Genomic DNA, 25,991 nt, shown 5'->3' on the forward strand with positions numbered 1-25,991 from the left:
GGCGTGACGGAGGCCGGCCCCGCCTTCCAGGGCACCATCAAGTCGGCGGTCGCCTTCGGCGCGCTGCTCTCCGAGGGCATCGGCGACACCATCCGGGTGTCGTTGAGCGCCCCGCCCGCGGAGGAGTGCAAGGTCGGCATCCAGATCCTGGAGTCGCTGGGGCTGCGGGAGCGACGCCTGGAGATCGTCTCGTGTCCGTCGTGTGGCCGTGCCCAGGTGGACGTCTACAAGCTGGCCGACGAGGTCACGGCCGGTCTGGAGGGGATGGAGGTCCCGTTGCGCGTCGCGGTCATGGGCTGCGTCGTGAACGGGCCGGGCGAGGCGAGGGAGGCGGACCTGGGTGTCGCCTCCGGCAACGGCAAGGGGCAGATCTTCGTGAAGGGCGAGGTCATCAAGACGGTGCCCGAGTCGAAGATCGTGGAGACCCTGATCGACGAGGCGATGAAGATCGCCGAACAGATGCAGAAGGACGGCGTCGCGTCGGGGGATCCGGCCGTCACCGTGAGTTGAACAGCACGGATCGAGAGGGGGCCCTAGCGTGACGATTCTGGAGAGCATCCGGGGACCACGCGACCTGAAGGCGCTGTCCGAGGCGGAGATCAATCAACTGGCGGACGAGATCCGGGAGTTCCTGGTGCACGCGGTCGCCAGGACCGGCGGTCATCTGGGGCCCAATCTGGGGGTGGTGGAACTCTCCATCGCACTCCACCGGGTCTTCGAGTCGCCCGTCGACCGCATCCTGTGGGACACCGGTCACCAGAGCTACGTACACAAACTCCTGACAGGACGTCAGGACTTCTCCAAGCTGCGCGGCAAGGGCGGTCTTTCCGGCTATCCCTCGCGCGAGGAGTCCGAGCACGACATCATCGAGAACAGCCACGCGTCCACCGCGCTCGGCTGGGCCGACGGACTCGCCAAGGCCCGCCAGGTGCAGGGGGAGAAGGGCCATGTCGTCGCGGTCATCGGGGACGGTGCGCTCACCGGCGGCATGGCGTGGGAGGCGCTGAACAACATCGCCGCCGCCAAGGACCGGCCGCTGATCATCGTTGTCAACGACAACGAGCGCTCGTACTCGCCGACCATAGGCGGCCTCGCCAACCATCTCGCGACGTTGCGGACCACCGACAGCTACGAGAAGGTGCTGGCCTGGGGCAAGGACGTACTGCTGAACACCCCGGTCATCGGGAACACGATCTACGAATCGCTGCACGGCGCGAAGAAGGGTTTCAAGGACGCGTTCGCGCCACAGGGCATGTTCGAGGACCTGGGACTGAAGTACGTGGGGCCCATCGACGGGCATGACGTCGGGGCCGTCGAGTCGGCGCTGCGGCGCGCGAAGCGGTTCCACGGGCCCGTCCTCATCCACTGCCTCACCGAGAAGGGGCGCGGTTACGAACCCGCACTGGCCCACGAGGAGGACCACTTCCACACGGTCGGCGTGATGGACCCACTCACCTGCGAGCCGCTGTCGCCCTCCAACGGACCTGCCTGGACCTCGGTGTTCGGCGACGAGATCGTACGGATCGGGGAGGAGCGCGAGGACGTCGTGGCGATCACGGCGGCCATGCTGCATCCGGTGGGCCTGGCGAAGTTCGCGGAGCGGTTCCCCGACCGGGTGTGGGATGTCGGCATCGCCGAGCAGCACGCCACGGTGTCCGCGGCCGGGCTCGCGACGGGCGGACTGCATCCGGTCGTCGCGGTGTACGCGACCTTCCTGAACCGCGCCTTCGACCAGCTGCTGATGGATGTGGCGCTGCATCGCTGCGGAGTGACCTTCGTGCTCGACCGGGCCGGAGTCACAGGAGTTGACGGGCCGTCGCACAACGGCATGTGGGACATGTCCATCCTGCAGGTCGTGCCGGGGCTGAGGATCGCCGCGCCGCGTGACGCCGACCAACTGCGGGCCCAGCTGCGGGAGGCGGTGGCTGTGGACGACGCACCGACGCTGCTGCGCTTCCCCAAGGAGTCGGTGGGACCGTCGATCGAGGCGATCGACCGGGTGGGCGGTCTGGACGTCCTGCACCGGGGCGACCGGCCCGACGTGCTCCTGGTCGCTGTCGGTGTGATGGCGCCGGTGTGCCTCCAGGCGGCCGAGCTGTTGGAGGCGCGGGGTGTCGACTGCACGGTCGTCGACCCGCGTTGGGTCAAGCCCGTCGATCCCGCGCTGCCCCCGCTCGCCGCCGAGCACCGCCTGGTCGCCGTCGTCGAGGACAACAGCCGGGCCGCCGGCGTGGGCGCGGCAGTCGCCCTCGCGCTGGGCGACGCCGAAGTCGACGTACCTGTACGGCGGTTCGGGATTCCGGAGCAGTTCCTCGCGCACGCCAAGCGCGGGGAGGTGCTGGCCGACATCGGTCTCACACCCGTCGAGATCGCGGGACGGATCAGCGCGGGTCTGGCGACCCAGGAGGCGAGCCCGGTCGGCACGGCGGCCGAACTCGCCGCCGTCAAGGTGCACGTGTCCAAGGAGAAACAGGGATGACGGCGGAAACCTCTTCGCAGTCCGGGGACTTCGACCTCGGCAAACTGCTCGCCGGGCGTGCGGCCGAACGCTACGAACTGCACGCCCGGCACCTCAACCACCAGCTGCCGCGCATGCTGCACACCATCGGCTTCGACAAGTACTACGAGCGGGCCGAGGGCGCGTACTTCTGGGACGCGGAGGGCAACGACTACCTGGACATGCTCGCCGGGTTCGGGGTGATGGGCCTGGGACGTCATCACCCCGTCGTCCGTAAGGCACTGCACGACGTCCTCGACGCCTCGCTCGCCGACCTCACCCGCTTCGACTGTCAGCCGCTCCCCGGCCTACTGGCCGAGCAACTCCTCACCCACAGCCCGCACTTGGACCGGGTGTTCTTCGGCAACAGCGGTACGGAAGCGGTCGAGACGGCGTTGAAGTTCGCCCGGTACGCGACCGGGAAACCGCGCGTTCTCTACTGCCCGCACGCGTTCCACGGGCTGACCACCGGCTCGCTGTCCGTGAACGGCGAGTCCGGGTTCCGCGACGGCTTCGCACCGCTGCTGCCCGACACCGCGGTGCCGCTCGGCGATCTGGACGTACTGGAAAGGGAGTTGAGGAAGGGAGACGTCGCCGGGCTGATCGTCGAGCCGATCCAGGGCAAGGGCGTGCATGAGTCGCCGCCCGGATATCTGCGCGCCGCCCAGGACCTGCTGCACCGGCACAAGGCGCTGCTCATCGCGGACGAGGTGCAGACGGGGCTCGGCCGGACCGGGGACTTCTACGCCTACCAGCATGAAACCGGCGTCGAGCCCGATCTGGTGTGTGTGGCGAAGTCACTGTCCGGCGGCTATGTGCCCGTGGGCGCGACCCTCGGCAGGGACTGGATCTTCAAGAAGGTCTATTCGTCGATGGACCGCGTCCTCGTGCACTCCGCGAGCTTCGGCGCCAACGCACAGGCCATGGCGGCCGGCCTCGCCGTGCTCTCCGTGATGGAGAACGAGGAGATCGTCGCGAACGCCCGTGCCATGGGAGAGGAGTTGAAGTCCCGGCTCGCGGCACTCGTGGACAAGTATGAGCTGCTCGGTGAGGTACGCGGCCGGGGGCTGATGATCGGCATCGAGTTCGGCAGGCCCAAGTCGCTGAAGCTGCGCAGCCGTTGGACCATGCTGCAGGCGGCACGCAAGGGGCTGTTCGCGCAGATGGTGGTCGTACCGCTGCTCCAGCGGCATCGGATCCTCACGCAGGTGTCGGGCGATCACCTGGAGGTGATAAAGCTGATTCCGCCACTGATCATCGGCGAGCGCGACGTGGACCGTTTCGTGGACGCCTTCACCGACGTCATGGACGACGCACACAACGGCGGCGGGCTGATGTGGGACTTCGGCAAGACACTCGTGAAGCAGGCGGTGGCCAACAGGTAGGGGTTTCGCGCCTCCGGTGCATTCGGAATCTTTGCCTTTTAGGCAAGAAATTTGCCGATGAGGCAAAGCTCCGGCTGAATGGAGGCATGAGCCCCACCGAGCCGGGGGCGGCCGAAGAGCCGTCCACCGAGCTGTCCGCCGTCGCGCCGCAACTGCGTGAGCTGCGGCGTCGCGCCTCACTCACCTTGGAGGCCGCGGCCCGCGCCGTCGGACTGTCGCCCGCCCATCTCTCGCGTCTGGAGACCGGGCGGCGCCAGCCCTCGCTGCCGATGCTGCTCGCGCTCGCCCGTACCTACGGTACGACGGTCTCGGAGTTGCTCGGCGAGACGGTCCCCGAACGGGACGCGGTCGTCCGCGCCGCCGACATGGAGCCCACGCAGGCGGGCGGCTGGACGTACTGGCAGGCCGGCGCGGCAGGGCGCGGCATGCAGTCACTGCGCGTACGCGTCCCGTACGGAGCGCAGGGCGACATCGTGCGCGTCCACCCCGGCGAGGAGTGGCTGTACGTCCTCAAGGGACGGCTGCGTCTGCGGCTGGGAGACAGCGCGCATGCGCTCGCGCCCGGAGACAGCGCGCACTTCGACTCGCTGACCCCGCACCGGATCGCCGCCGCGGACCGGGACGGTGCCGAACTGCTCTTCGTACACACCCTGCTGCAGAGCCCCACGGCCGCGCTGTGCCTCGGCCCGACGACCCCCGGAGCGACTTCATGAGGGACATGGAAGAGAAGTTCCCGCGTGCTCTGTGGGTGCGGCTCATCATCTACGTGGCCGTCGGGCACCTCTTCGCGGCCTTCATCTACCTGCTGTTCACGCTCGGTGCGCAGAACCCGTAGGCAACGGGCCGGCAGACGCGTGATCAGCTTGTCGGGCGGTCAGCCGAGGAAGCGTTCCCGGAGCCGCTCCCGCGTCTTCGAGGTCACGCGAAGGCCTTCTTCCAGGTAGGTGTCGACGCCGCCCCAGGTCTCATCGATCGTGTCGAACGCCGCCGCGAGGTACTCGGCGCGTGCGTCGAAGAGCGGGCTGAGCAGTTCCATCACCTCGGGGGAGTACGCCGAGGACGCGGAGCCGCTGCGGCGCACCTTGTAGCGGCGGTGGGGGGCGTTCGACTTCAGGTAGTCCGCCACGATGGCCTCGCGCTCGACGCCGAGGGCGAGGAGCGTGATGGCTACGGAAAGGCCCGCGCGGTCCTTGCCCGCCGCGCAGTGCATCAGCACGGGCACGCTGTCCTCGGCCATCGCGTGCAGCACCCGCGAGTGCTCGGGAGTGCGCTCCTTGATGATCGAGCGGTAGGACCTGATCATCCGGTTTGCCGCCTTGCCGTCCGCGAGGATCATGCGCAGCTGGTCCAGGTCGCCGTCGCGAACCATTGTCCAGAACTCGGCGCCGTGTGCCGGATCCGTCAGCGGCAGGTTCACATTCCGCACGCCCGCCAGCTCGATGTCCGGCCCTTCCAGCTTCTTGTCCGCCTCGTTGCGGAAGTCGAAGATCGTGTGCAGGCTCAGCGAGGCGAGGAACGCGGCGTCCTCCTCGGTCGCGTGCGCGAGGTGGCCGCTGCGGAACAGCAGTCCGGGCGCCACGCGTCGGCCGTCCTCGGTCGGCAGGCCGCCCACATCACGGAAGTTGCGCACTCCGGTCAGCTCGGGCTCGGTCGACGGGACCTGCTGCGTCACGGGGGCTCCTCCCAGTCGGCGGCCGACGCTGTTGTCGGCGGGGCGCCACTCGACGATACGACATGCATTCGTGGGCCAATCAGTTGTCCACAGGCGCTGCCGGTGCGTCGTCCACAGGCGGTGCGGGCGAGGCGCGGGCGCCTGCGATGATGTTGTGCTTGAGCGAGCTTGTTCGGATCTGTGAGGACTTGATGGTGGAGATCGGCAAAGACGGTCGTACGTGGCTGCTTTCGGGGCCCACGAGCAGTTATGCCCTGCGGCTCACGGACCAGGACGAGCTGCTGCATCTGCACTGGGGTCCGCGCATCGCGCTCGCGGACGCCGAGGCACTGGCCGCCCGTCCCGGACCGGAGTACCGGGGCTTCGAGTCCCCGCTCGACGGTCACGAGGAGTACCCGGTCGAGGGCGGCCCCCGTTTCGTACGGCCGGCGCTGTCCGTGCGTACGGACGAGCGGCGCGGCACGGAGTGGCGCTTCGAAACGTACGAAGTAGATGAATCCGATGAATCGGACGGGGCCGAACTGCGGCTGCGGTTCTCCGACTCCGGACTCGGCATCACGCTGCACTACCGGATGCGCCCTGCCTCCGACGTCGTCGAGCGCTGGGTGACCCTCGCCAACGAAGGGCCCACCCTGGAGGTCCTGCGCGCCGACTCCGCGACCTGGACGCTGCCGGAGCGCGAGGGCTGGCGGCTGTCGCAGCTGCACGGGCGCTGGGCGGCCGAGTCCCAGCTCGTACGAACGGACCTCACCTACGGTGAGAAGGTCATCGGCAGCCGGCGCGGGCACACCGGGCACCAGCATCTGCCGTGGGTCGCGCTGGACGTCGAGGGTGCGGCGACCGAGGAGCACGGTGAGGTGTACGGGTGCGCGCTCGCCTGGTCCGGTTCATGGCGGATCGCCGTGGCCCAACTCCCGGACGCGCGCGTGCAGATCACCGGCGGCGCCGGGTACGACGACTCCGGCCTGGTGCGGCTGGAGCCGCGGGAGAGCTTTGTCACGCCGGTTTTCGCGGGCCTGTGGAGCGATGGCGGCTTCGGCGGGGCGAGCCGGGCCTGGCACGCGTACCAGCGGACGTATGTGATCCCGGACGCGGACCAGGACCGGCCCGTGCTCTACAACTCCTGGGAGGCCACGGAGTTCGACATCTCCGAGGAGCAGCAGCGCGCGCTCGCCCGGCGGGCCGCGGCGATGGGCGTGGAACTCTTCGTGGTCGACGACGGCTGGTTCGGGAAGCGGACCAGCGACCGGGCCGGGCTCGGGGACTGGACGCCCAACCCCGACCGCTTCCCGGCCGGGCTCAAGCCGCTGGCGGACGACGTGCACGCCCTCGGCATGCAGTTCGGGATCTGGGTCGAGCCGGAAATGGTCAATGCGGACAGCGAGTTGTATCGGGAGCATCCCGACTGGATTCAGTATCAATCAGGACGAAATCAGACAGAGTTCCGTAATCAGCTCGTACTGAACCTAGCGCGCGAAGACGTCCAGGAGTATCTGTGGGAGCAGCTTCACGGGCTGCTCTCCAGTGCCCCGATCGACTATGTGAAGTGGGACTTCAACCGCTGTTTCACGGACGCCGGCTGGCCCGGCGAGGCGTATCCGCAGCGGCTTTGGGTCGACCATGTGCACGCTCTGTACGGTCTGTTGGACCGGCTGCGGACCGCGCACCCCGGTGTCGCCTTCGAGTCCTGCTCCGGCGGTGGCGGCCGGATCGACCTCGGTGTCATGGCGCGTACGGACCAGGTGTGGACCTCGGACAACACCGATCCGCTCGACCGGCTCGCCATCCAGCACGGCTTCAGCCAGATCCACCCGGCGCGGGCCATGGCCGCCTGGGTCACCGACAGCCCGAACAATCAGCTCAACGGACGCGTGAGTTCGCTGCGCTTCCGCTTTGTGAGCTCCATGGCCGGAGTGCTCGGGGTCGGTGGCGACCTGACCGAGTGGAGTGACGAGGAACTCGCCGAGGCGCGGGACTGGGTGGCGCTCTACAAGGAGATCCGGCCCCTCGTGCAGCGTGGCGACCTCTACCGGCTACGGGCGCCGCAGGGCGGGCTGAGCGCCGTGCAGTACGTCCATGAGGACCAGGCCGTCGTGCTTGCCTGGCTCCAGGCTCAGCATTACGGGGAGCCCGTGGCGCCCGTACGACTGCGGGGACTCGACCCGGCGGCGACGTACGAATGCCTCGAAACGGGCGAATTGCACAGAGGTGCGGTGTTGTTGCATCACGGACTGCGGACCGGCTTGCGCGGCGACCTTGATGCGGCAGTTTTCCGACTGCGTCGCATCTGAGAGTTGTGTCCGCATTGGAGTGCCTTCATTCCAACTCGCTCTGCAATAGGGACTCCTGAATCAGTGGTGCGTGAGCAGCGTCATATTCGTGACGTTCCGCTGTCGCCATGCTCACGTAATTCAGGCGTGTTTACAGGGGATTTCGGGAAGGCGGGAGATCGGTGATTCACGGAGGGTGACGGCGATTTCGGTCAAGGATCAAGAGAATGGGGCACATAGGGAACCCAAAGCTTGTCCCTGTGCGTCTTAGTCGCTTACGTTCGCCACCAATCCGGGCGGACGCCTAATCCTGCCGCCGCCCGTAATCCGCACACCGATCCGTACACGGCAGGAGCGGGGGACCCACAGGTACAACGCCTGTTCCGGTCTCCGGAACAGGCTTGGGGTAAAGCCGCGCGAAAGTGTGGCCGGGCATCTCCAGCTCGCACCCGACAGCTCACCTCGTAGGCGCCGGAGAGGAATTCGCCATGCCCGCGAAGGGTAAGCACCGCCGCCCGAAGTCCGCGCGTTTCACCCGCTCGATCGCCGTTGCCTCGACCGGTGGCGCCGCTCTCGCACTGCCTTTGCTGGGAGCGGCCGGCGCACAGGCCGCTACTCCGCAGAGTGCGCCCGCGTCTGTTTCCAATAAGGCCGAATCCGTTTCCCAGAAGGCTGTTGAGTCCGTTCCGGTCGCCGCGGAGAAGAAGGCCGCGACCAGGACGTACGAAGTGAAGGCGGGCGATTCTCTCTCGAAGATCGCCGGCGAACAGAATGTCAGCGGTGGCTGGAAAAAGCTCTACCGGGACAACCGCCAGGTGGTCGGAAGTGACCCGGGGCTCATTCACCCGGGCCAGAAGCTGACGATCGGCAAGAAGGCCGCCGCGCCTTCGGGTGCCAACGAGGCCAAGGCTCCCAAGGCGGCCAAGGCCCCCCAGGCGTCCGCGAAGAAGGCTACGCCCGCCAAGGCGGCCGAGGCGCCCAGCAGTTCGAGCGGCTTCACCATGCCGGTCGAGGGCGCGACCGTCAGCACCCCGTACAGAATGTCGGGCGGCATGTGGTCCAGCGGTTACCACACCGGTGTCGACTTCGCCGCCGCGACCGGCACTTCACTCAAGGCCGTGGGTGCGGGCACGGTCGTCTCCGCCGGCTGGGGCGGCGCATACGGCAACCAGGTCGTCATCAAGCTCAGCGACGGCCACTATGCCCAGTACGCTCACCTTTCATCCCTTTCTGTCTCGCAGGGGCAGTCTGTGACCGCGGGTCAGCAGGTCGGCCTCTCCGGTGCGACCGGCAACGTCACCGGTCCGCATCTGCACTTCGAGATCCGCACCACGCCGGACTACGGCTCGGACGTGGACCCGCTGGCGTTCCTGCGCTCGAACGGCGTCTCCGTCTGACGTCACCAGCGCAGTGCCGCGAGCGGAGCGCGTCTCCCTCTCGCGTCGAAGGCCGGACCCCTGATCCCCCGGGTCCGGCCTTCGGCTTGTTCCGGGGTCGACAGGGATGGGGGCTGACGGTCAAGATCTCCGGGTAAGCGCTTTCTGCCTGTCTGTCGGATCAGCACAGGCCTCGGATCAGCACGACCGTCGTACGCCAGCCAAGGAGACGCTTCATGACGACCCGTAGAGCCTTCGGAGCCCTGGCCGCCGGTGCCGCCCTCGCGGGTCTCGGCCCTGCGCGCACTGCGAGCGCGCACGCCGCGGGTGCGTCGGCGCGCCTCCGCCGAGGACGGCTCATCGCTCGTGACGGCTTCCGGCACGGACTTGGGCAGTGGGTAACGGAGTTGCAGGACGGTGGCAGTGTCACCGCCTCCCGTGGGGTCATGGAGATCGATGTGCCGGGCGGCGCCACGGTCTGGTTCAAGCGGAAGTTCGTGGGACCGTACGTCATCGAGTACACGGCCACACCGGTCTCCGCGGGCGGTGTCAACGACCGGGTGTCGGACCTCAACAACTTCTGGAACGCCGTCGACGTCCGTTCCCCGGACGACCTCTTCGCCACCGAACGCGGCGGCGCCCTCGACGAGTACGACTACCTCAAGACGTACTACTCGGGCTACGGCGCGAACTACAACACGACCACGCGGCTGCGCCGTTACGTGGGCCAGGCCGGCGTCCGGCCGCTGATCCACGACTACACCGAGCCCCTGCTCGTGGCGAATCGCCCCCACCGCGTCCGGATCGTCTCGCACGGCTCGACCGTCCAGTGGTGGAACAACGGGCGGCTCGTCTTCGACTACGCCGACCCGGAGCCGTACACGAGCGGGCACTTCGCGTTCCGGACCGTGTGGAGCCATTTCCGGATCGCGGACTTCCGGGTGTGGAAGCTGCGTATTCCGAGTTGACCGGGACTTTACGCGTGGCTTATCTCACCGTCCGTCAACCCTTTCCTACGGTCGCGTAGCTCACATCGAAAGGTGAATCATGGGTCGATGTGGCAGACGATTCGAATGAACTCAGCAGATCAGTGATCGGGTCGTACGTGGCGGTGGGGGACAGCTTCACCGAGGGCGTCGGCGACCCCGGCCCCGACGGGGCGTTCGTCGGCTGGGCCGACCGGTTCGCGGTGCTGCTCGCCGACCGGCGGCCTGAGGGCGACTTCGGCTACACCAACCTCGCCGTCCGGGGGAAACTGCTCGACCAGATCGTCGAGGACCAGCTTTCGCGCGCGAAGGAGCTGGCGCCGGATCTGGTTTCCTTTTCCGCGGGCGGTAACGACATCCTTCGGCCGGGCACCGATCCCGACGAGGTCGCTTCTCGCTTCGAGCGTGCCGTTGCCGAACTCACGTCGGCTGTCGGCACGGTGCTTGTGACGACCGGCTTCGACACCCGTGGTGTGCCTGTGCTCAAGCACTTGCGCGGCAAGATCGCTACGTACAACGGGCATGTGCGGGCGATTGCGGATCGGTACGGGTGTCCTGTGCTCGACCTGTGGTCGTTGAAGACCATTCAGGATCGGCGGGCCTGGGATGGTGATCGGCTGCATCTCTCGCCGGAGGGGCACACCCGGGTTGCGCTCCGTGCCGGGCAGGTTCTTGGGCTGTCGGTGCCCGCGGATCCGGAGCAGCCGTGGCCGCCGTTGCCGCCGCGCGGCACGCTTGAGGTGCGGCGGGACGACATTCACTGGGCCCGGGAGTACCTGGTGCCGTGGATTGGGCGGCGGCTTCGGGGGGAGTCGTCGGGGGATCGGGTGGTGGCCAAGGGGAGCCTTTCGCCGGATGACATCAAGTTGCGGATGCGGTCCGCTGTTTGAGGGGTTCTTTTCCCCTGCCCCGCCCCTTCCCGAAGCTGGGGGCTGCGCCCCCAGGCCCCCCGCCAGGGGTGGGGGTCACACGTCGTGTCGCGGCTGCGGGTGCGTCGTGGCTTGTCGCTCCCCCACTCTCGACTTCTCCCCCACTCTCGACTTCGCTCGAGCGGGGGGACCCCCATGAGCGGGGGGACCCCCATGAGCGGGGGGACCCCCATCGCGGCGGAGCCGCCAATGTCACAGCCCCGCGCCCCTGAATCGAAACGACGCACCGGCCCGCGGCCCATTAGCGGCTCCGCCGCGGGGCGCGACCAGCCACACTCAACCCGTACCCGCCCATGAACCGAACCCACTACCCCCGTGGGCGCCCCTGCTCAACCGCCGGAGGCAGTTCGCGTGCCAGAGCCTCATCCGCCCACTGCTGCGTGCGGGCTCGAGACACCGCGCCCTCATACGCCGTCATCTGGACAGCCAGACCGTCCAGAAACGCGGTGAGTCGCAGAGCCGTATCCATGGGAGAAGGGCACTGAAACTCACCGGCAGCCACACCCTCCGTGATGACCTCGGTCAGCGCGGCCTTCCACTGGCGGTCGAGGTCTCGCGCGACGTCCCGCAGCGCGGGCTCGCGCAGGGACGCCGACCAGCCCTCGATCCACAGCCGCCACCCCTTGGCCTGGCCAGTCGGGGCGTACCAGCGGACGGCTGCCCGCAGTCGGCGCAGCGCCGTGGTGCGGCGAGCGAGGAGCTTGCGCAGATGTGCCAGGTCGCCCTCGGCCGCGTAGGTGAACGCGGCGGCGACCAGCTTCTCCTTCGTCGAGAAGTGATACAGCACCAGCGCGTTGCTCACCCCCAGCGCGGCGGCCACGTCGGCAATCCGAACCGCCGTGACGCCCCGTGCCTCGATCTGCTCAACCGCGGCCCGCAGCAGCTCCTCCCGCCGCTCCTGAACGCTCAACCGAACCCTGGCCACGCCCGCAACCCTACACACGGGATCGGACAAGGCAGTCGGCGTCACCGATACCACCCGAACCGTTCGGAAATCAGCGGCAGTCGGTCCGCGACGATCGCGTGGGCGGCCGCCCGCGGTGTCGTGCCATCGACCTCCGCGCGGGTGAGCATCTGGTCGACAAGGGCTCGCATGGAGCGTCGTGTGTACGCGAACGCCTCCTCCGCGTCGGCCCCTATGTCGCCGAACAAGGTCCACCACCACCAGGCGTTGCTCCCGGAGTTGACGACAACGTCCGGCAGGACGGTGACACCGCGCGCAGCGAGCAGTTCCTCCGCCTCGGGCAGAATGGGCATGTTCGCGGCCTCCACGATCCAACGGGCCGTGATCCGCGCCTGGTTGGCGATGCCGATCGCGTACGAGACCGCCGCCGGCACCAGCACCTCCGCCTCGGCGGACAGCCAGGCGTCGCCCGGCAGTTCGAGGTCGGCCGGGCGCAGCACCGAGCGGTCGACGGTGCCGTACGTGTCCCGGGCGGCGAGCAGTGCCTCGACGTCGAGCCCCGCCGGATTGGCGATCGTGCCCTTCACATCGGCAACGGCCACGACGCTGAGCCCCGCGCCCCTGAGGAACCGGGCCGTGGCCCCGCCCATGGTGCCCAGGCCCTGCACGGCGACGCGCGTCCCCGGGTACGCCACCCCGGCCCTGTCCAGGGCCGCGAACACCGACTCGGCGACTCCGCAGCCGCCGACCAGTTCGTCGAGCCCGATGCCGTCCACCTCGACCGCGAACGCGTCCGCCAGCCGACGTCGGGCCGCAGCCTCGTCGTCGAGCAGTGGATACACGGCCTGAATCGACGACACGAGCCCCGCCTGCGCCGCGGCCCGGTCGACGAGGTCCTGGGTGAGGCCGAGGTCCTCGCCGGTGGTCCAGAAGCTCTCGATGTACGGGCGCATGGCGCGCAGATAGCGCACGAGCACCCCGTATGCCTCGGGGTCCTGAGGATCGCAGTCGATGCCGCCCTTCGCGCCGCCCAGCGGGATGTAGCGGCTGTCGGGGTTGTAGTGCAGTGCCTCCTTCATGGTCATGCCACGCGCGAGGCCGGCGACCTCGTCCAGCGTGCAGCCCGCCCGCATCCGCAGCCCGCCGCTGGAGACTCCGCGCACCAGCCGGTCCACGACCAGGTGCCCCTGGCGGCCGGTGACGTGGTCGGTCCAAGTAAGCGTCATCAAGGGACTGCTGTCCGGTGCGGTCATGGGGGTCTCCTCGGGAACGGGGATCGGGAGCCGGGAACAGGCAGCGGAGTCGGAGCGTTTGAGCAGCGTGGGACCGGGTGCCCAGAGTGGGCCCGGTGCCGGTCGGGGCCTGTCGTTGCTGAATAACCAGTCAGTATCGAAAGGGTTGAACGGCTCTGTCAACGTGCTGAATGGATCTTCAGTACGGGCCGACGTCATATGTGGCGGATTCCGCCGCGCCCGGCGCGGACACCGCCCTGTCATACGCCCGACCCGGCGCTGTCAGAGGCGGCGACCATAATGGAATGTCAGACCGACTCCACCTGGAGGTGCCGTGACCGGTTTCCGTCCCCTGAGCTCCGGGCTCCGTGCTCTGCGGCCCGCCGCCTTCGGCGCGGATCCGAGCGGTGAGCGCATGGAGCGCATCCGCAGATCGCCGAACTTCGCGGACGGCGTCTTCCGGAATCCGGAGGGTGCCCCCCGGCCCGACGGTGCCATGCGCGAGGTCGCGCAGGCCTTCTTCCGCAAGGAAGAGCGGGTTCGCCGCGCCCCGGCGGGGACGGTGCCGGTGCACGCCACGACCCTCGCCGACCTCGCCAGGCCCCCGGCCCACGGACTGCGCCTGACGTGGATGGGCCACTCCAGCGTGCTCGCCGAGATCGACGGCCACCGGGTGCTCTTCGACCCCGTCTGGGGCGAGCGCTGCTCCCCGTTCGCCTTCGCCGGGCCCAAGCGGCTGCACCCCGTGCCCCTGCCGCTGGCGGCGCTCGGCCCGGTCGACGTGGTCGTCATCTCGCACGATCACTACGACCACCTCGACCTGCCCACCATCAAGGCCCTGGCCGACACGGACACGGTGTTCGCGGTGCCCCTCGGCGTCGGCGCCCACCTGGAGCACTGGGGCGTCTCGGCGGACCGGCTGCGGGAGCTGGACTGGAACGAGACGGCGAAGGTCGGTGGTATCTCCCTGACCGCCACGCCCGCCCGCCACTTCTGCGGGCGCGGTCTGCGCAACACCCAGCACACCCTTTGGGCCTCGTGGGCCGTCGCGGGTGATGAGCACCGGATCTATCACAGCGGTGACACCGGTTACTTCGCCGGATTCAAGGACATCGGCGCCGAGCACGGTCCCTTCGACGCCACGATGATCCAGATCGGTGCTTACTCCGAGTTCTGGCCCGACATCCACATGACGCCCGAGGAGGGCATGCGCGCCCACCTGGACCTTCAGGGCGAGAAGCCCAGCGGTGTGATGCTGCCGATCCACTGGGCGACCTTCAACCTGGCGACGCACCCGTGGGCCGAGCCGGGCGAGGGGACGATCACCGCCGCCCACGCGGCCGGTGCGCGGATCGCGCTGCCCCGGCCCGGCGAGCCCTTCGAGCCCACGGCCGAGACCGTGCCGTCCGAGCCCTGGTGGCGCGGCGTGGCGCTCACGCCGGCCGGTGGCTGGCCCGTCCTGGAGAAGTCGGTCGTCAATACGCCGGGTGACGCCGCGGAGGACACCGGAGAGCCGGAAACGGTCCCGGCCGGGTGATCGGGACGTAAGCGAAGACGTTCGGCGAGGGCCGAGGGGCACACTGCTCCTCGGCCCTCACTCTTTTTCGCTGACCGGTTCTGACCAGGTCTGATCGATCCGATCGCGCACGGGAACGCACGTGCGAGAGGCTTATCGGTCTGTCGTACGAACGCTCATACCAGAGCGGGACGATACCCGCCGGACTTTGTCAACTGCCCACCGAGTGTGATGCGCTGGCGACTACTGTGAGTGGCCGCCGTGCGACGCAGGGCCGGACTTTCGGCGTGCGCGAACACGGCACCGCGATGGCGCATGCCCGACTCGCAGATCCGCGGAGCCGCCACGGCCCCGACATATCCAGTACGAGGACGTCGATGTCTCACCTTCGCGCACCGGCCGCACGCGCTGACCGCCGCGAGGGCGGGCGCCACGGGCGACCGGTCGCCCGTACCGCCCCCTCGCTGCCCGAGACCCACATACGGCCCCAGCTCCTGCGTCTCGCGGTCCTGCCACCCATCGCGGTGGCCCTCAGCGCCAGCGCCGCCGTGCTGTTCACCGTCCGCTCGACCATGGCCAGGCCCAGCCTCACCCTGTGGATCGTCCTCGGCGGAGCCGTCGCGGTCACCCTCGCGGGCATCGTGATCGCCGCCGTGGCCGCCGACCGCGCCGCCAGGTCCGTACGCGAGCGGGTCGGTTCGCTGCGCGGCGCCAGCGCCCGTGACCAGGCCGAAGTGCGGGGCCTGGTGGAGGCCTTGCGACGCGGCGACGGGCCGCCGGTGCGTCGCAAGCGCCGCGAACTCGCCCCGGACGCCGACGAGTTCGACCTGCTCGCCGACGACCTCGCGCGCGCCCACGACGGCGCCGTCAACGCGGTCGTCCAGGCCTCACGGCTGTCCAGCCAGGCGGGCAGCGAGCAAAAGCTCGAGGTCTTCGTCAATCTGGCCCGGCGGCTTCAGTCCCTCGTGCAGCGCGAGATCTCGATCCTGGACGAGCTGGAGAACGAGATCGAGGACCCGGACCTGCTCAAGGGCCTCTTCCACGTCGACCACCTCGCCACCCGCATCCGCCGCCACGCCGAGAACCTCGCCGTACTCGGCGGCGCCGTCTCCCGCCGTCAGTGGAGCAACCCGGTCTCCATGACCGAGGTGCTGCGCTCCGCCACAGCCGAGGTCGAGCAGTACTCGCGCGTCAAACTCGTGCCTCCGGTCGAAGGCACCGTGCGCGGTCATGCCGTCGCCGACGTGATCCATCTGCTGGCCGAACTCGTCGAGAACGCCACGGTGTTCTCGGCTCCGCAGACGCAGGTCCTGCTGCGCGCCAACCTCGTCACCTCGGGACTCGCCGTCGAGGTCGAGGACCGCGGGCTCGGCATGCCGTCGGCCGAACAGCACAAGATGAACGCCCTGCTCGCCGACCCGGACCAGGTGAACGTGGCGAGCCTGCTGCAGGACGGACGCATCGGGCTGTTCGTGGTCTCGCAACTCGCGCGTCGGCACGGCATCGCGGTCCGGCTGCAGACCAATATCTACGGCGGTATCCAGGCCGTGCTCGTCATGCCGCAGGCGCTCCTTGGCGCGGAACCCGAGCAGTCGGGGGCGGGGCGGCCGCGGACGGCGGTGTCGGAAGCCGGTACGCCGGCCGATGGGGTTCCGGTGTACAGCACTCCGGTTCACGGTGCTTCGGTCCAGGTGGAGACCGGGCACGGGACGGCGGCTCCTCAAGGCGTTTCGGCTCGTGGGGCGGAGGTCCCCGTTCCGGTGCGGGGGGTCGTGCCGGGCGCCCCCGTAGACGTATCGCATGCGCAGCGTCAGGAAACGACGGTGCGTCAGGAAGTGGTGCGTCAAGAAAAGACCCCTCGTCAGGAGATGACTTCACACGGGCACTCGGGCGATAGCGCCGCGGCGTCGCAGCAGTCGCGGGATGACGCGTCGGCCGGGGCGACGGTGGCGAACGGCAGCCGTTCGGTGCCGCTTCCCGTGCGTGGCGCCGAGTCGCGGCCCAATCCGGCGGAGGCACTGCCCGGCATACGCTCCGACGACCGGCGGGTCGTGATCGAGAACGTCGCGAAGGCGGTCACCTCGCCGACGGCGCGGGGCGGCGCGGTGCGCGGCACCATGGGCAAGCCCCAACTGCCCAGACGGCGCGCCCAGGAGCACATCGTGCCCGAGCTGCGCGACGGGCCCCTGCCCCGCCCGGATTCCGAGTTCCTCGTCGGTCACGACCCCGGCCTGATGGCGGCCTTTCAGCGGGGCATCGGGCTCGCCGAGGCACAGCAGCGGGACGAGGCGCGCAGGGACACGCACGAATCACCCGAGGCGCACGTCGCGCGTGAGCCGGCACCCGCGTCTTCTCATGACTTCACCGACTTCACCGACTTTACCGACTTCACTGCCCGGCACGACGGGAGCACATCAGCCGGATGATCAACGCCACCCCCACTTCCACGTCCACTCACACCTCCGCTCCCACAGACGCACGTACTTCAAGGAGTCGATCCCCCATGGCGAGCGATGTGCCGACCGCCCATGTATCCGATCTCGACTGGCTGATGAGCGGCCTGGTGCAGCGCGTACCGCACACCAGAAGCGCGGTGCTGCTCTCCTGCGACGGGTTGGTGAAGTCCGTCCATGGCCTCGACCCCGACAGTGCCGACCACATGGCGGCCCTCGCCTCCGGGCTGTACTCCCTGGGACGCAGCGCCGGCGTCCGCTTCGGGGACGGCGGTGACGTACGCCAGGTCGTGGTCGAACTCGACTCCACCCTGCTGTTCGTGTCCACCGCGGGCTCCGGCACCTGTCTCGCCGTTCTCGCCGGACGTGAGGCCGACGCGGCCGTGCTCGGATACGAGATGGCGATGCTGGTCAAGAGTGTCCGCCCGTATCTGATGACCGCGCCCAGGCAGTCCGCCGTCGAGCCGTCGGCGATGAGGCCTTGAGCGTGACCGCGGCCGGGGACGGGCCCTGGCTCGATGACGCGGCCGGACGCCTCGTACGCCCCTACACGGTCAGCAACGGCCGGACCCGGCCCAGTACCGCGCTCGATCTCCTGTCGCAGATGCGGGCCACCGGAGCCACCCCTCTCGGTTACCTCGGCCCCGAGCACAATCAGGCGCTCGAACTGTGCCGGGTGCCCGTCTCGGTCGCCGAGGTGGCCGCACATCTGAAGCTGCCGGCGGCGGTCACCAAGGTGCTGCTGGCCGACCTCGTCGACTGCGGGGCGCTGACGACGAAGCCCCCCGCCTTCCACCACATCCCGACTGACAGGTCTCTTCTGGAGGCAGTGCTAGATGGACTACGACGACAGCTCTGACCCCTTCCCCACCGCACTGAAGATCCTGGTGGCGGGAGGGTTCGGGGTAGGCAAGACCACCTTTGTCGGCGCGGTGAGCGAGATCGCGCCGCTGAGTACGGAGGAGTTGCTCACCACGGTCAGCGCCTCGACCGACAACCTCGACGGCATCGAGAACAAGGTCGAGACGACCGTCGCGATGGACTTCGGGCGTATCACGCTCGATCCGGAACACGTGCTGTATTTGTTCGGAACGCCGGGACAGGAACGGTTCTGGTTCATGTGGGACGAGCTCTGCGAGGGCGCGCTCGGCGCGGTCATCCTGGCCGACACCCGCCGCCTGGAGGAGTGCTTTGCCGCCGTCGACTTCTTCGAGCAGCGCGGCCTGGGGTTCATTGTCGCCGTCAACGAGTTCGACGGTGCCTACCGCTATGACCCGGAAGAAGTGCGGGCGGCCATCGACCTCGACCCGGAGATCCCGATCGTGCGCTGCGACGCACGGATCTCCAGCTCAGGGGTGCAGACCCTGTTGACCCTCGTCCGCCATCTGCTCGCCCACGCACCCACCCGCGCCCCCAGTTACGGAGCCCGCACATGAGGTACGACCCGCCGCGCCTGGCCGGTCGGCTGCTGCTCACCCCCGAGGACAAGGACGCCCCCGCCCGGACGCGGCGGCTGCGCCGGCTCGGTCTGGGGGAGCGGGCCGAGCCGGCCTTCGACGCCTTCGCGGACCGACTCGCGGAGATCGCCGCGGTGCCGTACGCGATGGTCAACTTCATCGACGAGAACGGGCAGTTCTTCGCGGGGCTGCATACTCCGGACGGCACGGGGGCGGGCTCGGGCGGGCGGCCTGCCGTGATCGTCGCCGCGGACGGTACGGAGTACCGGTTCGGTCGCCACATGGCCCGCGACCACGGCTTCTGCCCTCATGTGGTGGTCCGGGGGAAGGCGCTGGCCCTGGAGGACGTCCGCGACTATCCGCGGTTCGCCGGGAATCCGGTCGTCGACGAGATCGGGATCTGCTCCTATCTGGGCGCCCCGCTCATCGACCGCACGGGCATCGTGCTCGGCACGGTGTGCGTCGAGGACATCGAGCCGAGGCCCTGGGGGAGGGCCGGCCTGGACACCATCAAGGCGATGGCGGCGGAACTCGTCGAGCGGATCGAGTTGCGGGAGAGCGGTGGTTTCTGAGGGGCGTTCAGGCCTCGGGGGGCATCAGTAGGAGGGGCCTTCATACGGAAACGGTGTCCCCTTCGGGGAAGGAGATCCGGACTTCGTGCTCCTCCACCGCGCAGGACACCGACTCCCGCAGCGCCTGGGGATGTACGGCGTCCCGGGTCAGCGCGAGCAGCGTGACATACACACCGCTGCCTCCCGGACGGCCGGCCGCACACCGCACGTACGGTGTCGCCGAATGCGGGCCCAGGGCGTTGGTCTCCACCTCGCGCGCGATGCCTGCGTCCTCGTCCCAGCCGTGCAGCGCGACGACCACACTGGTCAGCCCGTCCGTGGTCCGCGCCAGCGCCCATCCCGAGCCCCGCTCCGCCGTGGGCCGGGCCTCGGCGGCGACCGCGTAACCGCCCTCCCGCACCGCCACACCGGCCGGAGCCCGCACCCGGTGTACGCGGATCTCCCACGGACCGCGCAGCACACTCGTCGTCTCGATCGGGAACTCGGTTTCGCTGCCCGGCAGTTGAGCCAGGTAGCGGGACGCCGCCGTACGTCCGGAGCAGTGCAGCGGAAGGATCAGGCGCCGACGGGAGGCGGTGCCGTCCGGGGCGAGGAGCGCGATGTGTCCGTCCATGGTGCGCTCCCAGGCGTGCGCGCCCGACTCGGGAGCGGTGGCCGAGGAGTACCCGAACTTCGCGTAGTGCGGATCGTCCTCGGGCGGCCGGTCGGGGGAGTTGTGGTCGCTGCCGTGGTTGACCAGGCGGACGATGCCGTCGTGCTTCGTCCCGTGCAGCAGCCAGCCCGGCGCCGCAAGCGCGGTGTACTGGTCCGACTCCTCGACGGGGAGCGGCAGTTCACGCTCCGTCCACACCGGGTGGTCCGCGGGCAGCAGCAGCCCGAGGAAACCTTTGCTCGCCCAGTACGGTGACGCGGGCCCCGAGTACGGCTGCGTCATCGGCAGGAACGTGCCGTACCAGCCGAGCGGAAGCAGTCCTCGCTCGTCGGGCACCCCGCGCTCCACGAAGTGACTGACCGCTCCGGAGGCGAGCCGGCGGGTGAGCCCCGGCGCCAGGGGGGTGCAGCCCGCGAGGGCGCCCAGCCACACCGGGGCCGTGGTGGCGAAACGGTACGTCAGGGAGCGCCCCTGGAGCACCGGTGCGCCGTCGGCACCGAAGAACTGCGGGTAGACGGCGAGGAATTGGGCGAGCCGGTCCCGGTAGACCCGGCCGCGTCCGCCGCCCTCGCCGCCCGTCATCCGCGACCACAGCAGCGGGTACAGGTGCATGGCCCAGCCGTTGTAGTAGTCGAAGGCGCGCCCCTCGCCGTCGCTGTACCAGCCGTCGCCGACATACCAGTCCTCGATACGGTCGAGCCCGGCGTCGATGTCGTCCTGCCGGTACGGTGCGCCGACCGAGGCCAGGAACTGCTCGGCCACCACCTGGTACAGCCGCCAGTGGTTGTCCCAGGTACGACGGCCCACGAACCCCCACAGCCAGTCGACGACCCGCTCCCGCACCTCGCCGTCCAGGCGGTCCCAGATCCAGGGGCGGGTCTCGTGCAGTCCGACGGCGATCAGTGCGGCCTCGGCCATCTGCTGGGAGCAGTCGGTGAGTTCGGGCCAGGCTTCGCCGCTGTCGCGGTCCGTGCCCGTTGTCAGACCCCGCGCGTACCGTTCTATGAGACGGGGATCCACCTCGCCGCGCGCTCCCCCGATCCGGAAAGAGGCCAGCAGAAATGACCGTGCGAACCCTTCAAGCCCGTCCGACACCACACCCGACCAGGAAGTTCTGCCGGGCAGCCGGTACTGCGCCAGTCCCGGCGTCGCATAGGGAACCAGCGCCTCCAACTGCCGGTCGGCGAGCGCCTCCCAGTGCGCCCGCGTCCAGCCGGTGAGCGGCGACAGGACGCGGTCGGTGGGTGGCAGGGCCAGATGCGGTGCGGGCATGTAAGAGTCCTGACTCCTCGGGTCGCCGGTCGTTTTGAGGGTTCCGAGGAGGGATACGGCTGGATGCCGCGGATAGATCAATTGAGCGGACAGAGGCGTTGGCCTTGGCTTGAACTCGGCTCAGCAGGTGAATGTCAGTGGGATTGGCTACGGTGCGAGTCATGCCGGACGCAGAAGATGTACGCCGTATTGCCCTCTCCCTGCCGGACACGACGGAGAAGATCGCGTGGAGCATGCCCACCTTCCGGGTCGCGGGGAAGATGTTCGCCACACTGCCCGAGGAGGAGACGTCCATCGCCGTGCGCTGCCCGAAGGAGGAGCGCGACGAACTCGTCCTGGCGGAGCCCGGGAAGTTCTGGATCGCCGACCACGAGGCGGGCTTCGCCTGGGTGCGCGTCCGGCTCGCCGCACTCGAGGACGACGACGAGCTGCGGGACATCCTCGCGGACTCCTGGCGCCAGGCCGCGCCGTCCCGACTTCTTGACTCCTACCCGGAGTTGGGCCTTCCGGCGGCCGACTGAGGGCGTTGTGGGTGCCGATCACGACTGGGCGCTCGCTCCGGCCCTCAGGAACTGTCCGATCCGCTCCCGCAGGGAAGCCGCGTCCAGTCCGTGTGCGGCCACGTGCTCGTCGATCTGCCCGTATCGGCGCAGCTCACGGCGGCCGACGCCGAGGCCGAGCACCCGGTGCGGAAGGTCCGCGAGGGCGTCGTTCGTGGCGGACGTCGAGGTACCGGCCAGGTATGGCTCGACGAGGACGACATCGGTGCCGGCCGACTCGGCGGCTCGGCGCAGCGTGGTCGCGTCGAAGGGCCGTACGGTCGTCGCGTACAACACGGTGACATCGAGCCCCTCGGTGGCCGCGAGCACCGCGTCCAGCGTCGGACCGACGGCGAGGACGACACCGGCGCGCCCCTCGCGAACGGCCAGAAACCGCGACCCGTCGACCGGCAGGGCCTCCGCATTGGACTGCACCGACAGCCGTACGTAGACCTTGTCGTCGCCCGCCGCGACCGCGTGCCGCAGCAGCGTCTCCGCCTCGTCCGGGTGACCAGGGACATGTACGGTCCAGCCGTCGAGTGTGTCGAGCAGCGCCACATCGCCGGGTGCCATATGGGTGTATCCGCCCGCGGGCCAGTCGAAGGACGCGGCGGCGCTGACCAGCACGGCGCCCACGCCCTGATGCCCGAGATCCAGCTTGACCTGCTCGAAGGGCCGCTCGACCAGAAAGCTCGCGAAGGTGTGCACTACGGGCCGCAGCCCGGTCAGCGCCAGGCCGGCACCCGCTCCGACCAGCAGCTGCTCACGGATGCCGACGTTGATCACTCGGTCCGGATGCCGGCTCCGGGTCTCATTGAATTCGGCCACACCGATCTCGGCGAGAACCACCGCGACGCGAGGATCCTCGTCGAGCAGCCGCGAGACTACGGGGGCGAAGCGGTCACGCATGGTGTCCATGTCGGAATTGCCCTTCCGGTGCTGGTTGAGGGATCTGGATCTCAGGCGGACTTGGGCTCGACCTGGGCGATGACCATCCGAGGCCGACCGGGATGCGGCGCGGTGAACGCTTCGTACAGCTCCTCGTGGTCCCGACCGTCGACGGTCTCGACGGACCAGCCCGCGGCCTCGAACCGTGCGGCGATCCCGCCCGGGAGGGCATAGCCGGCGGAGGAGTTGTCGATCACCACGGTGTGCAGCCGGTCGAGCCCGGCAGGCCCGGCGTACGCGATCGCCTCGTGGTTGCTGCCCTCGTCCAGTTCGGCGTCCCCGACCAGTACCCACACGGCGGGCTCGTGCAGCCCTTGGGCCCGCAGTCCCAGCGCCGTACCGACTGCGATCGGCAGTCCGTGTCCGAGCGAACCGCTGCCGATCTCGGCTCCCGGCACCAGAACTCGGTCCGGATGGTGGCCGAGGGGCGAGGCGTACGAGCCGAACCCCGGCAGCCACTCCACCGGTACGAAACCCTTGGCGACGAGCACCGCGTAGTACGCCATCGGACCATGCCCCTTGGAGAGCAGGAACCGGTCGCGCTCCGGATCGTCCATCCGTTCCGGCGTGACCCGCAGGACTCGGTCGTAGAGCACCCAGAGCGCGTCAAGGGTGGACGTGGCTGCGGGCCCGTGTTTCTCATCCCCGCTCATCAGGCTCAGCAGCCCGGAGAGGTCTTCGTACGTGTATCGCCGTTCCGCTGTCTTGGTCATGCCGACGATCGTGCAACCTCAAGCAAGATTGAGGTCAAGTGGCTTCGCCCGACGCAAAAGGAGTGCGCGACCACCGGTCCGAGTGCGGTATTGTTTCCATGCACGTTCGATCAGGGAAACCCCAGGTCACAGCGGGCATCGGGACGTGGCGCAGCTTGGTAGCGCACTTGACTGGGGGTCAAGGGGTCGCAGGTTCAAATCCTGTCGTCCCGACGGTGCGAAGGGTCTTCGCAGGCGAGAGCCTGTGAGGGCCCTTTTCGTATGGGCCGGTTCCGGTCTTCGGGGTTGAGCACGCCGCTCATCGGTACCTTTACTCGGAGGTCGGCGAAGATGCCGTTGCTGGACCTGGAGAAGATGACCGCGGGTCTGTCGAAGACCTGGTCGGGGTTTCCTGCGGGACTGGGGCCGCTCCTTGCGAAGGACGAGGCCCGGGGGCCACCCCCTGCCAGCACGATGTGCCGAAACCGAGAGTCGCAAGCCGCAGTCCGCATCGCCGCGCCGGGTGCTCGGTGCCCTGGTCGGCTTCGCGCTTGAGCCGGGTGGTCCACCAGTACGGCCTGCGGTGAAGCAGCCTGTGCTGATGCGGTCCCTGCGCGATAGAGTGCAAAGAACGCGTCAAGAAGGCGCGGGGTGTGCCGGGAAGTCTGGTCGGCGTCCATGGATCGTGTGCCCGACATGCCGATACCCCGGAGATCCGCCCCGATGGCCACAGCCCGCCGTGACCGCCCCCCTTCCTCGGACTTCCGCCCTGGCCGGATCAAACGGCAATTACGCAGGCCCTGCGCACCGAACCGGCAGGTGAACTGGTGCTGCTCGCCGCGGCCGCGGTGTGCCTTGTGTGGGGGGACACCTGACCATCGCAGCCCGCCAGATTTATCGGCAAGATTCCATTGATCCGCTTTTGTTCGAATCAGGTGGTAACCGTGGAGCAGGCAGCCAGAACCGGCGGCGCAAGCATGCGGCAGCTCCTGCTGGCGCTCGGCGAGCCGACCATCGGTCTGGTTGCCACCCCCGCCGGATTCAACGTCGGGATCGAGAACGTGGTGATCCTGGATCCCGACGACGAGCCAGAGCCCTGCCCCGGAGCACTCGTACTGATCATCGGCGCCCGAGGCCGCAGAGCACTCCGCCTCATACGCGCGGTGGCGCACCAGGGCGCTGCCGCGGTGGCTGTCAAGATCGACCACAACGATGATCTCGACGACTTCAAGCGTGTCGCCACCGAGACGGGCGTTGCCACGCTCGGTGTGCGCCCTGAGGTCCGCTGGGGGCAGCTCGACTCCGCGGCCAGAGGTGTTGTCGACGACGCGCGTGTGGCCGTGGTGCCGGAGGCCGGTCAGTCGGCGGAACTCTTCGCGCTGGCCCAGACGGTGGCGGCCCTCACCGACGGCATCGTCAGTATCGAGGACAGCACCAACCGGGTTCTGGCCTACTCCCGGTCGGACGACGAGGTGGACGAGCTGCGTCGGCGGTCGATCCTTGGGTGGGAAGGCCCGGCCGAATACCTCGATCTCCTGCGCCAGTGGGGTGTTCTCGAACGGTTGCGCGCCGGTGACGACGTCGTGCACATCGACGAGCACCCGGAACGGGGAATCAGGAGGCGGCTGGCGATCGGCATCCGTGTCGACTCACAGCTTCTGGGGTCGATCTGGGTACAGGAGGGCAGACACAAGCTGGCGGACAGCGCCGACGCCGCGTTGATCGGCGCTGCCCGGGCGGCAGCGCTGCATCTCGTCCGTCGGCGTACGGGTACGACCGCCGACCTGCAGTTGGAGCAGAGTCTGCTGAGCCGGATGCTCGACGGGCACATCGATCCGCGTACCTTCGCCGACAACATCGGTGTGGACCTCGGGAAGCCGGCGGTGGTCACGGTGTTCGCCCTGAACGGAAGCCTGCCTGGCGCCGGGGCCGACGCGGATGCCCATGCCGGGACCGACCGTCCGAGGTTCGAGTTGCACAGGTCGGTGATGACGAGCCTGATCTCCGTTCACGCCGCCGCATACCGGCGCCGGGCGCTGGTGACCAGTGGTTCCCCTCGCGTCTACATGCTGCTGCCGGGCCTGCCGGAGCATTCCGCCGAGAGCATCGCGCTGGGCCTGGCCGGTGACATCGTGCGGGCGGCCGAACAGCGCCTGCATCTCGATGTCCGCGCGGCTGTCGGTTCCGCGGTCGGTGGCCTGGAGTCGATCGCCGAGTCGAAAGCCGAGGCCGACTGCGTCCTCGACATCCTGATGTCCGGCGGGGAACGGCACGTGGCCACCATTGCCGACGTACGCTCGGAAGTCCTGGTCAGGGAGACTCTGTCGCTGCTCCAGAAGAACCCGCGCCTGAGGGACCCCCGCATCACCGCTCTCGTCGCGTACGACGCGGAGCACGACACCGGCCTCGTACCGGCCGTACTCTCCTATCTCGGCGCACTGGGCAATGTGCGCGCGGGGGCCCGTTTCCTCCACATTCATACGAACACCCTGCGCTACCGCCTGAAGCGGGCGAACGCGATCAGCGGGATCGATTTCGCCGATCCACACCAGTGCCTGTTCTCCCACCTGCAGTTGCTGCTGGAGACCGGATCAGTGCCCGTGGCGCACGGGCACTGATCCGGTCTCCAGCGACTCACC

The 25,991-nt window shown here is 68.9% G+C and carries 23 protein-coding genes, 1 tRNA gene and 1 riboswitch; of the genes, 18 read left to right on the forward strand and 6 right to left on the reverse strand.

From position 1 onward, the window contains the following. From ACFYO0_RS34320 to ACFYO0_RS34340, 5 genes are all read left to right on the forward strand, one after another. Positions 1–510 (forward strand): flavodoxin-dependent (E)-4-hydroxy-3-methylbut-2-enyl-diphosphate synthase (locus ACFYO0_RS34320; RefSeq protein ID WP_388683995.1); only part of this gene is annotated, 510 nt, incomplete at its 5' end. A 28-nt stretch (positions 511–538) separates the two neighbouring features. Further along, positions 539–2,479 carry a 1-deoxy-D-xylulose-5-phosphate synthase gene (gene dxs / locus ACFYO0_RS34325; protein ID WP_388683996.1) on the forward strand — a complete coding sequence of 647 codons (1,941 nt, stop codon included), beginning with the start codon at positions 539–541 and terminating at the stop codon, positions 2,477–2,479. Next, positions 2,476–3,882 carry an aspartate aminotransferase family protein gene (locus ACFYO0_RS34330; protein WP_388683999.1) on the forward strand — a complete coding sequence of 469 codons (1,407 nt, stop codon included), beginning with the start codon at positions 2,476–2,478 and terminating at the stop codon, positions 3,880–3,882. Before dxs ends, ACFYO0_RS34330 begins: the two co-directional genes overlap by 4 nt. Before the next feature lie 86 nt (positions 3,883–3,968). Beyond that, positions 3,969–4,595, forward strand: a complete 627-nt coding sequence (locus ACFYO0_RS34335; protein WP_388684001.1) for a helix-turn-helix domain-containing protein — start codon at positions 3,969–3,971, stop codon at positions 4,593–4,595. Further along, entirely contained in the window at positions 4,592–4,717 is a 126-nt protein-coding gene (locus tag ACFYO0_RS34340; protein ID WP_388684004.1) for a DUF6126 family protein, read from the forward strand. The genes ACFYO0_RS34335 and ACFYO0_RS34340 overlap by 4 nt, the downstream gene beginning before the upstream one ends. A gap of 39 nt (positions 4,718–4,756) precedes the next feature. On the opposite strand, the gene ACFYO0_RS34345 is transcribed toward ACFYO0_RS34340, so the two are convergent. Then, entirely contained in the window at positions 4,757–5,554 is a 798-nt protein-coding gene (locus ACFYO0_RS34345; protein ID WP_388684007.1) for a tyrosine-protein phosphatase, read from the reverse strand. 191 nt (positions 5,555–5,745) lie between these two features. Between ACFYO0_RS34345 and ACFYO0_RS34350 the strand changes: the two genes are divergently transcribed. From ACFYO0_RS34350 to ACFYO0_RS34365, 4 genes are all read left to right on the forward strand, one after another. Continuing rightward, entirely contained in the window at positions 5,746–7,845 is a 2,100-nt protein-coding gene (locus ACFYO0_RS34350) for an alpha-galactosidase (RefSeq protein ID WP_388684446.1), read from the forward strand. A gap of 301 nt (positions 7,846–8,146) precedes the next feature. Beyond that, positions 8,147–8,308, forward strand: a riboswitch (cyclic di-AMP (ydaO/yuaA leader). Positions 8,309–8,312: 4 nt separating this feature from the next. Next, positions 8,313–9,221, forward strand: coding sequence for a peptidoglycan DD-metalloendopeptidase family protein (locus ACFYO0_RS34355; protein WP_388684010.1), 909 nt, complete (start codon positions 8,313–8,315; stop codon positions 9,219–9,221). A 215-nt stretch (positions 9,222–9,436) separates the two neighbouring features. Beyond that, positions 9,437–10,168: a DUF6250 domain-containing protein gene (locus ACFYO0_RS34360; RefSeq protein ID WP_388684012.1), complete on the forward strand. Its 732-nt coding sequence runs from the start codon at positions 9,437–9,439 to the stop codon at positions 10,166–10,168. Between the two features lie 122 nt (positions 10,169–10,290). After that, on the forward strand, positions 10,291–11,076 hold the full coding sequence (locus ACFYO0_RS34365) for an SGNH/GDSL hydrolase family protein (RefSeq protein WP_388684447.1): 786 nt from the start codon (positions 10,291–10,293) through the stop codon (positions 11,074–11,076). 346 nt (positions 11,077–11,422) lie between these two features. On the opposite strand, the gene ACFYO0_RS34370 is transcribed toward ACFYO0_RS34365, so the two are convergent. Together ACFYO0_RS34370 and ACFYO0_RS34375 are read right to left on the reverse strand one after the other, a co-directional pair. Beyond that, positions 11,423–12,040: a TetR/AcrR family transcriptional regulator gene (locus ACFYO0_RS34370; protein ID WP_388684014.1), complete on the reverse strand. Its 618-nt coding sequence runs from the start codon at positions 12,038–12,040 to the stop codon at positions 11,423–11,425. A gap of 41 nt (positions 12,041–12,081) precedes the next feature. Further along, a complete protein-coding gene (locus tag ACFYO0_RS34375; protein ID WP_388684017.1) occupies positions 12,082–13,272 on the reverse strand; it encodes a Glu/Leu/Phe/Val dehydrogenase dimerization domain-containing protein in 1,191 nt (396 codons plus the stop codon). 313 nt (positions 13,273–13,585) lie between these two features. On the opposite strand from ACFYO0_RS34375, the gene ACFYO0_RS34380 reads away from it, so the two are divergent. The 6 genes from ACFYO0_RS34380 (at position 13,586) to ACFYO0_RS34405 (ending at position 19,249) form a co-directional block, all read left to right on the forward strand. Continuing rightward, positions 13,586–14,788 (forward strand): MBL fold metallo-hydrolase, encoded by a 1,203-nt coding sequence (locus ACFYO0_RS34380; protein ID WP_388684020.1) that lies wholly within the window; start codon positions 13,586–13,588, stop codon positions 14,786–14,788. Between the two features lie 356 nt (positions 14,789–15,144). After that, positions 15,145–17,193, forward strand: a complete 2,049-nt coding sequence (locus tag ACFYO0_RS34385) for an ATP-binding protein (RefSeq protein WP_388684022.1) — start codon at positions 15,145–15,147, stop codon at positions 17,191–17,193. Positions 17,194–17,270: 77 nt separating this feature from the next. Further along, positions 17,271–17,705, forward strand: coding sequence for a roadblock/LC7 domain-containing protein (locus ACFYO0_RS34390; RefSeq protein WP_344396047.1), 435 nt, complete (start codon positions 17,271–17,273; stop codon positions 17,703–17,705). Between the two features lie 2 nt (positions 17,706–17,707). Beyond that, positions 17,708–18,079 (forward strand): DUF742 domain-containing protein, encoded by a 372-nt coding sequence (locus ACFYO0_RS34395; protein WP_344396048.1) that lies wholly within the window; start codon positions 17,708–17,710, stop codon positions 18,077–18,079. Then, positions 18,057–18,656, forward strand: a complete 600-nt coding sequence (locus ACFYO0_RS34400; protein WP_388684025.1) for an ATP/GTP-binding protein — start codon at positions 18,057–18,059, stop codon at positions 18,654–18,656. The genes ACFYO0_RS34395 and ACFYO0_RS34400 overlap by 23 nt, the downstream gene beginning before the upstream one ends. Then, the gene (locus tag ACFYO0_RS34405; protein WP_388684028.1) at positions 18,653–19,249 is read left to right on the forward strand and encodes a GAF domain-containing protein; all 597 of its coding nucleotides are present in this window, start codon (positions 18,653–18,655) and stop codon (positions 19,247–19,249) included. Before ACFYO0_RS34400 ends, ACFYO0_RS34405 begins: the two co-directional genes overlap by 4 nt. A gap of 40 nt (positions 19,250–19,289) precedes the next feature. On the opposite strand, the gene ACFYO0_RS34410 is transcribed toward ACFYO0_RS34405, so the two are convergent. Further along, on the reverse strand, positions 19,290–21,173 hold the full coding sequence (locus ACFYO0_RS34410; RefSeq protein WP_388684030.1) for a DUF2264 domain-containing protein: 1,884 nt from the start codon (positions 21,171–21,173) through the stop codon (positions 19,290–19,292). A 161-nt stretch (positions 21,174–21,334) separates the two neighbouring features. On the opposite strand from ACFYO0_RS34410, the gene ACFYO0_RS34415 reads away from it, so the two are divergent. Beyond that, complete coding sequence (locus ACFYO0_RS34415; protein WP_388684032.1) at positions 21,335–21,694, forward strand: MmcQ/YjbR family DNA-binding protein; 360 nt, start codon at positions 21,335–21,337, stop codon at positions 21,692–21,694. A gap of 18 nt (positions 21,695–21,712) precedes the next feature. On the opposite strand, the gene ACFYO0_RS34420 is transcribed toward ACFYO0_RS34415, so the two are convergent. Together ACFYO0_RS34420 and ACFYO0_RS34425 are read right to left on the reverse strand one after the other, a co-directional pair. After that, positions 21,713–22,630: a transketolase family protein gene (locus ACFYO0_RS34420; RefSeq protein ID WP_388684035.1), complete on the reverse strand. Its 918-nt coding sequence runs from the start codon at positions 22,628–22,630 to the stop codon at positions 21,713–21,715. Positions 22,631–22,671: 41 nt separating this feature from the next. Beyond that, on the reverse strand, positions 22,672–23,373 hold the full coding sequence (locus ACFYO0_RS34425; protein ID WP_388684038.1) for a transketolase: 702 nt from the start codon (positions 23,371–23,373) through the stop codon (positions 22,672–22,674). Between the two features lie 139 nt (positions 23,374–23,512). Here ACFYO0_RS34425 and ACFYO0_RS34430 point away from each other — a divergent pair. Both ACFYO0_RS34430 and ACFYO0_RS34435 read left to right on the forward strand, forming a co-directional pair. Beyond that, a tRNA-Pro gene (locus ACFYO0_RS34430) sits at positions 23,513–23,586 on the forward strand. Between the two features lie 710 nt (positions 23,587–24,296). Beyond that, positions 24,297–25,970: a PucR family transcriptional regulator gene (locus ACFYO0_RS34435; RefSeq protein ID WP_388684041.1), complete on the forward strand. Its 1,674-nt coding sequence runs from the start codon at positions 24,297–24,299 to the stop codon at positions 25,968–25,970. The last annotated feature ends 21 nt before the right edge of the window (positions 25,971–25,991 follow it).

Origin of the sequence: Streptomyces sp. NPDC006365, assembly GCF_042870755.1 — a bacterium.
GTDB classification, from domain to species: domain Bacteria; phylum Actinomycetota; class Actinomycetes; order Streptomycetales; family Streptomycetaceae; genus Streptomyces; species Streptomyces xiangluensis.

Coding starts and splice junctions, on each gene's coding strand:
- ACFYO0_RS34330 (WP_388683999.1), top strand. CDS start 2,476: ATGACGGCGGAAACCTCTTCGCAGTCCGGGGACTTCGACCTCGGCAAA.
- ACFYO0_RS34335 (WP_388684001.1), top strand. CDS start 3,969: ATGAGCCCCACCGAGCCGGGGGCGGCCGAAGAGCCGTCCACCGAGCTG.
- ACFYO0_RS34340 (WP_388684004.1), top strand. CDS start 4,592: ATGAGGGACATGGAAGAGAAGTTCCCGCGTGCTCTGTGGGTGCGGCTC.
- ACFYO0_RS34350 (WP_388684446.1), top strand. CDS start 5,746: ATGGTGGAGATCGGCAAAGACGGTCGTACGTGGCTGCTTTCGGGGCCC.
- ACFYO0_RS34355 (WP_388684010.1), top strand. CDS start 8,313: ATGCCCGCGAAGGGTAAGCACCGCCGCCCGAAGTCCGCGCGTTTCACC.
- ACFYO0_RS34360 (WP_388684012.1), top strand. CDS start 9,437: ATGACGACCCGTAGAGCCTTCGGAGCCCTGGCCGCCGGTGCCGCCCTC.
- ACFYO0_RS34375 (WP_388684017.1), bottom strand. CDS start 13,272: ATGACCGCACCGGACAGCAGTCCCTTGATGACGCTTACTTGGACCGAC.
- ACFYO0_RS34385 (WP_388684022.1), top strand. CDS start 15,145: ATGTCTCACCTTCGCGCACCGGCCGCACGCGCTGACCGCCGCGAGGGC.
- ACFYO0_RS34390 (WP_344396047.1), top strand. CDS start 17,271: ATGGCGAGCGATGTGCCGACCGCCCATGTATCCGATCTCGACTGGCTG.
- ACFYO0_RS34400 (WP_388684025.1), top strand. CDS start 18,057: ATGGACTACGACGACAGCTCTGACCCCTTCCCCACCGCACTGAAGATC.
- ACFYO0_RS34405 (WP_388684028.1), top strand. CDS start 18,653: ATGAGGTACGACCCGCCGCGCCTGGCCGGTCGGCTGCTGCTCACCCCC.
- ACFYO0_RS34410 (WP_388684030.1), bottom strand. CDS start 21,173: ATGCCCGCACCGCATCTGGCCCTGCCACCCACCGACCGCGTCCTGTCG.
- ACFYO0_RS34415 (WP_388684032.1), top strand. CDS start 21,335: ATGCCGGACGCAGAAGATGTACGCCGTATTGCCCTCTCCCTGCCGGAC.
- ACFYO0_RS34420 (WP_388684035.1), bottom strand. CDS start 22,630: ATGGACACCATGCGTGACCGCTTCGCCCCCGTAGTCTCGCGGCTGCTC.
- ACFYO0_RS34425 (WP_388684038.1), bottom strand. CDS start 23,373: ATGACCAAGACAGCGGAACGGCGATACACGTACGAAGACCTCTCCGGG.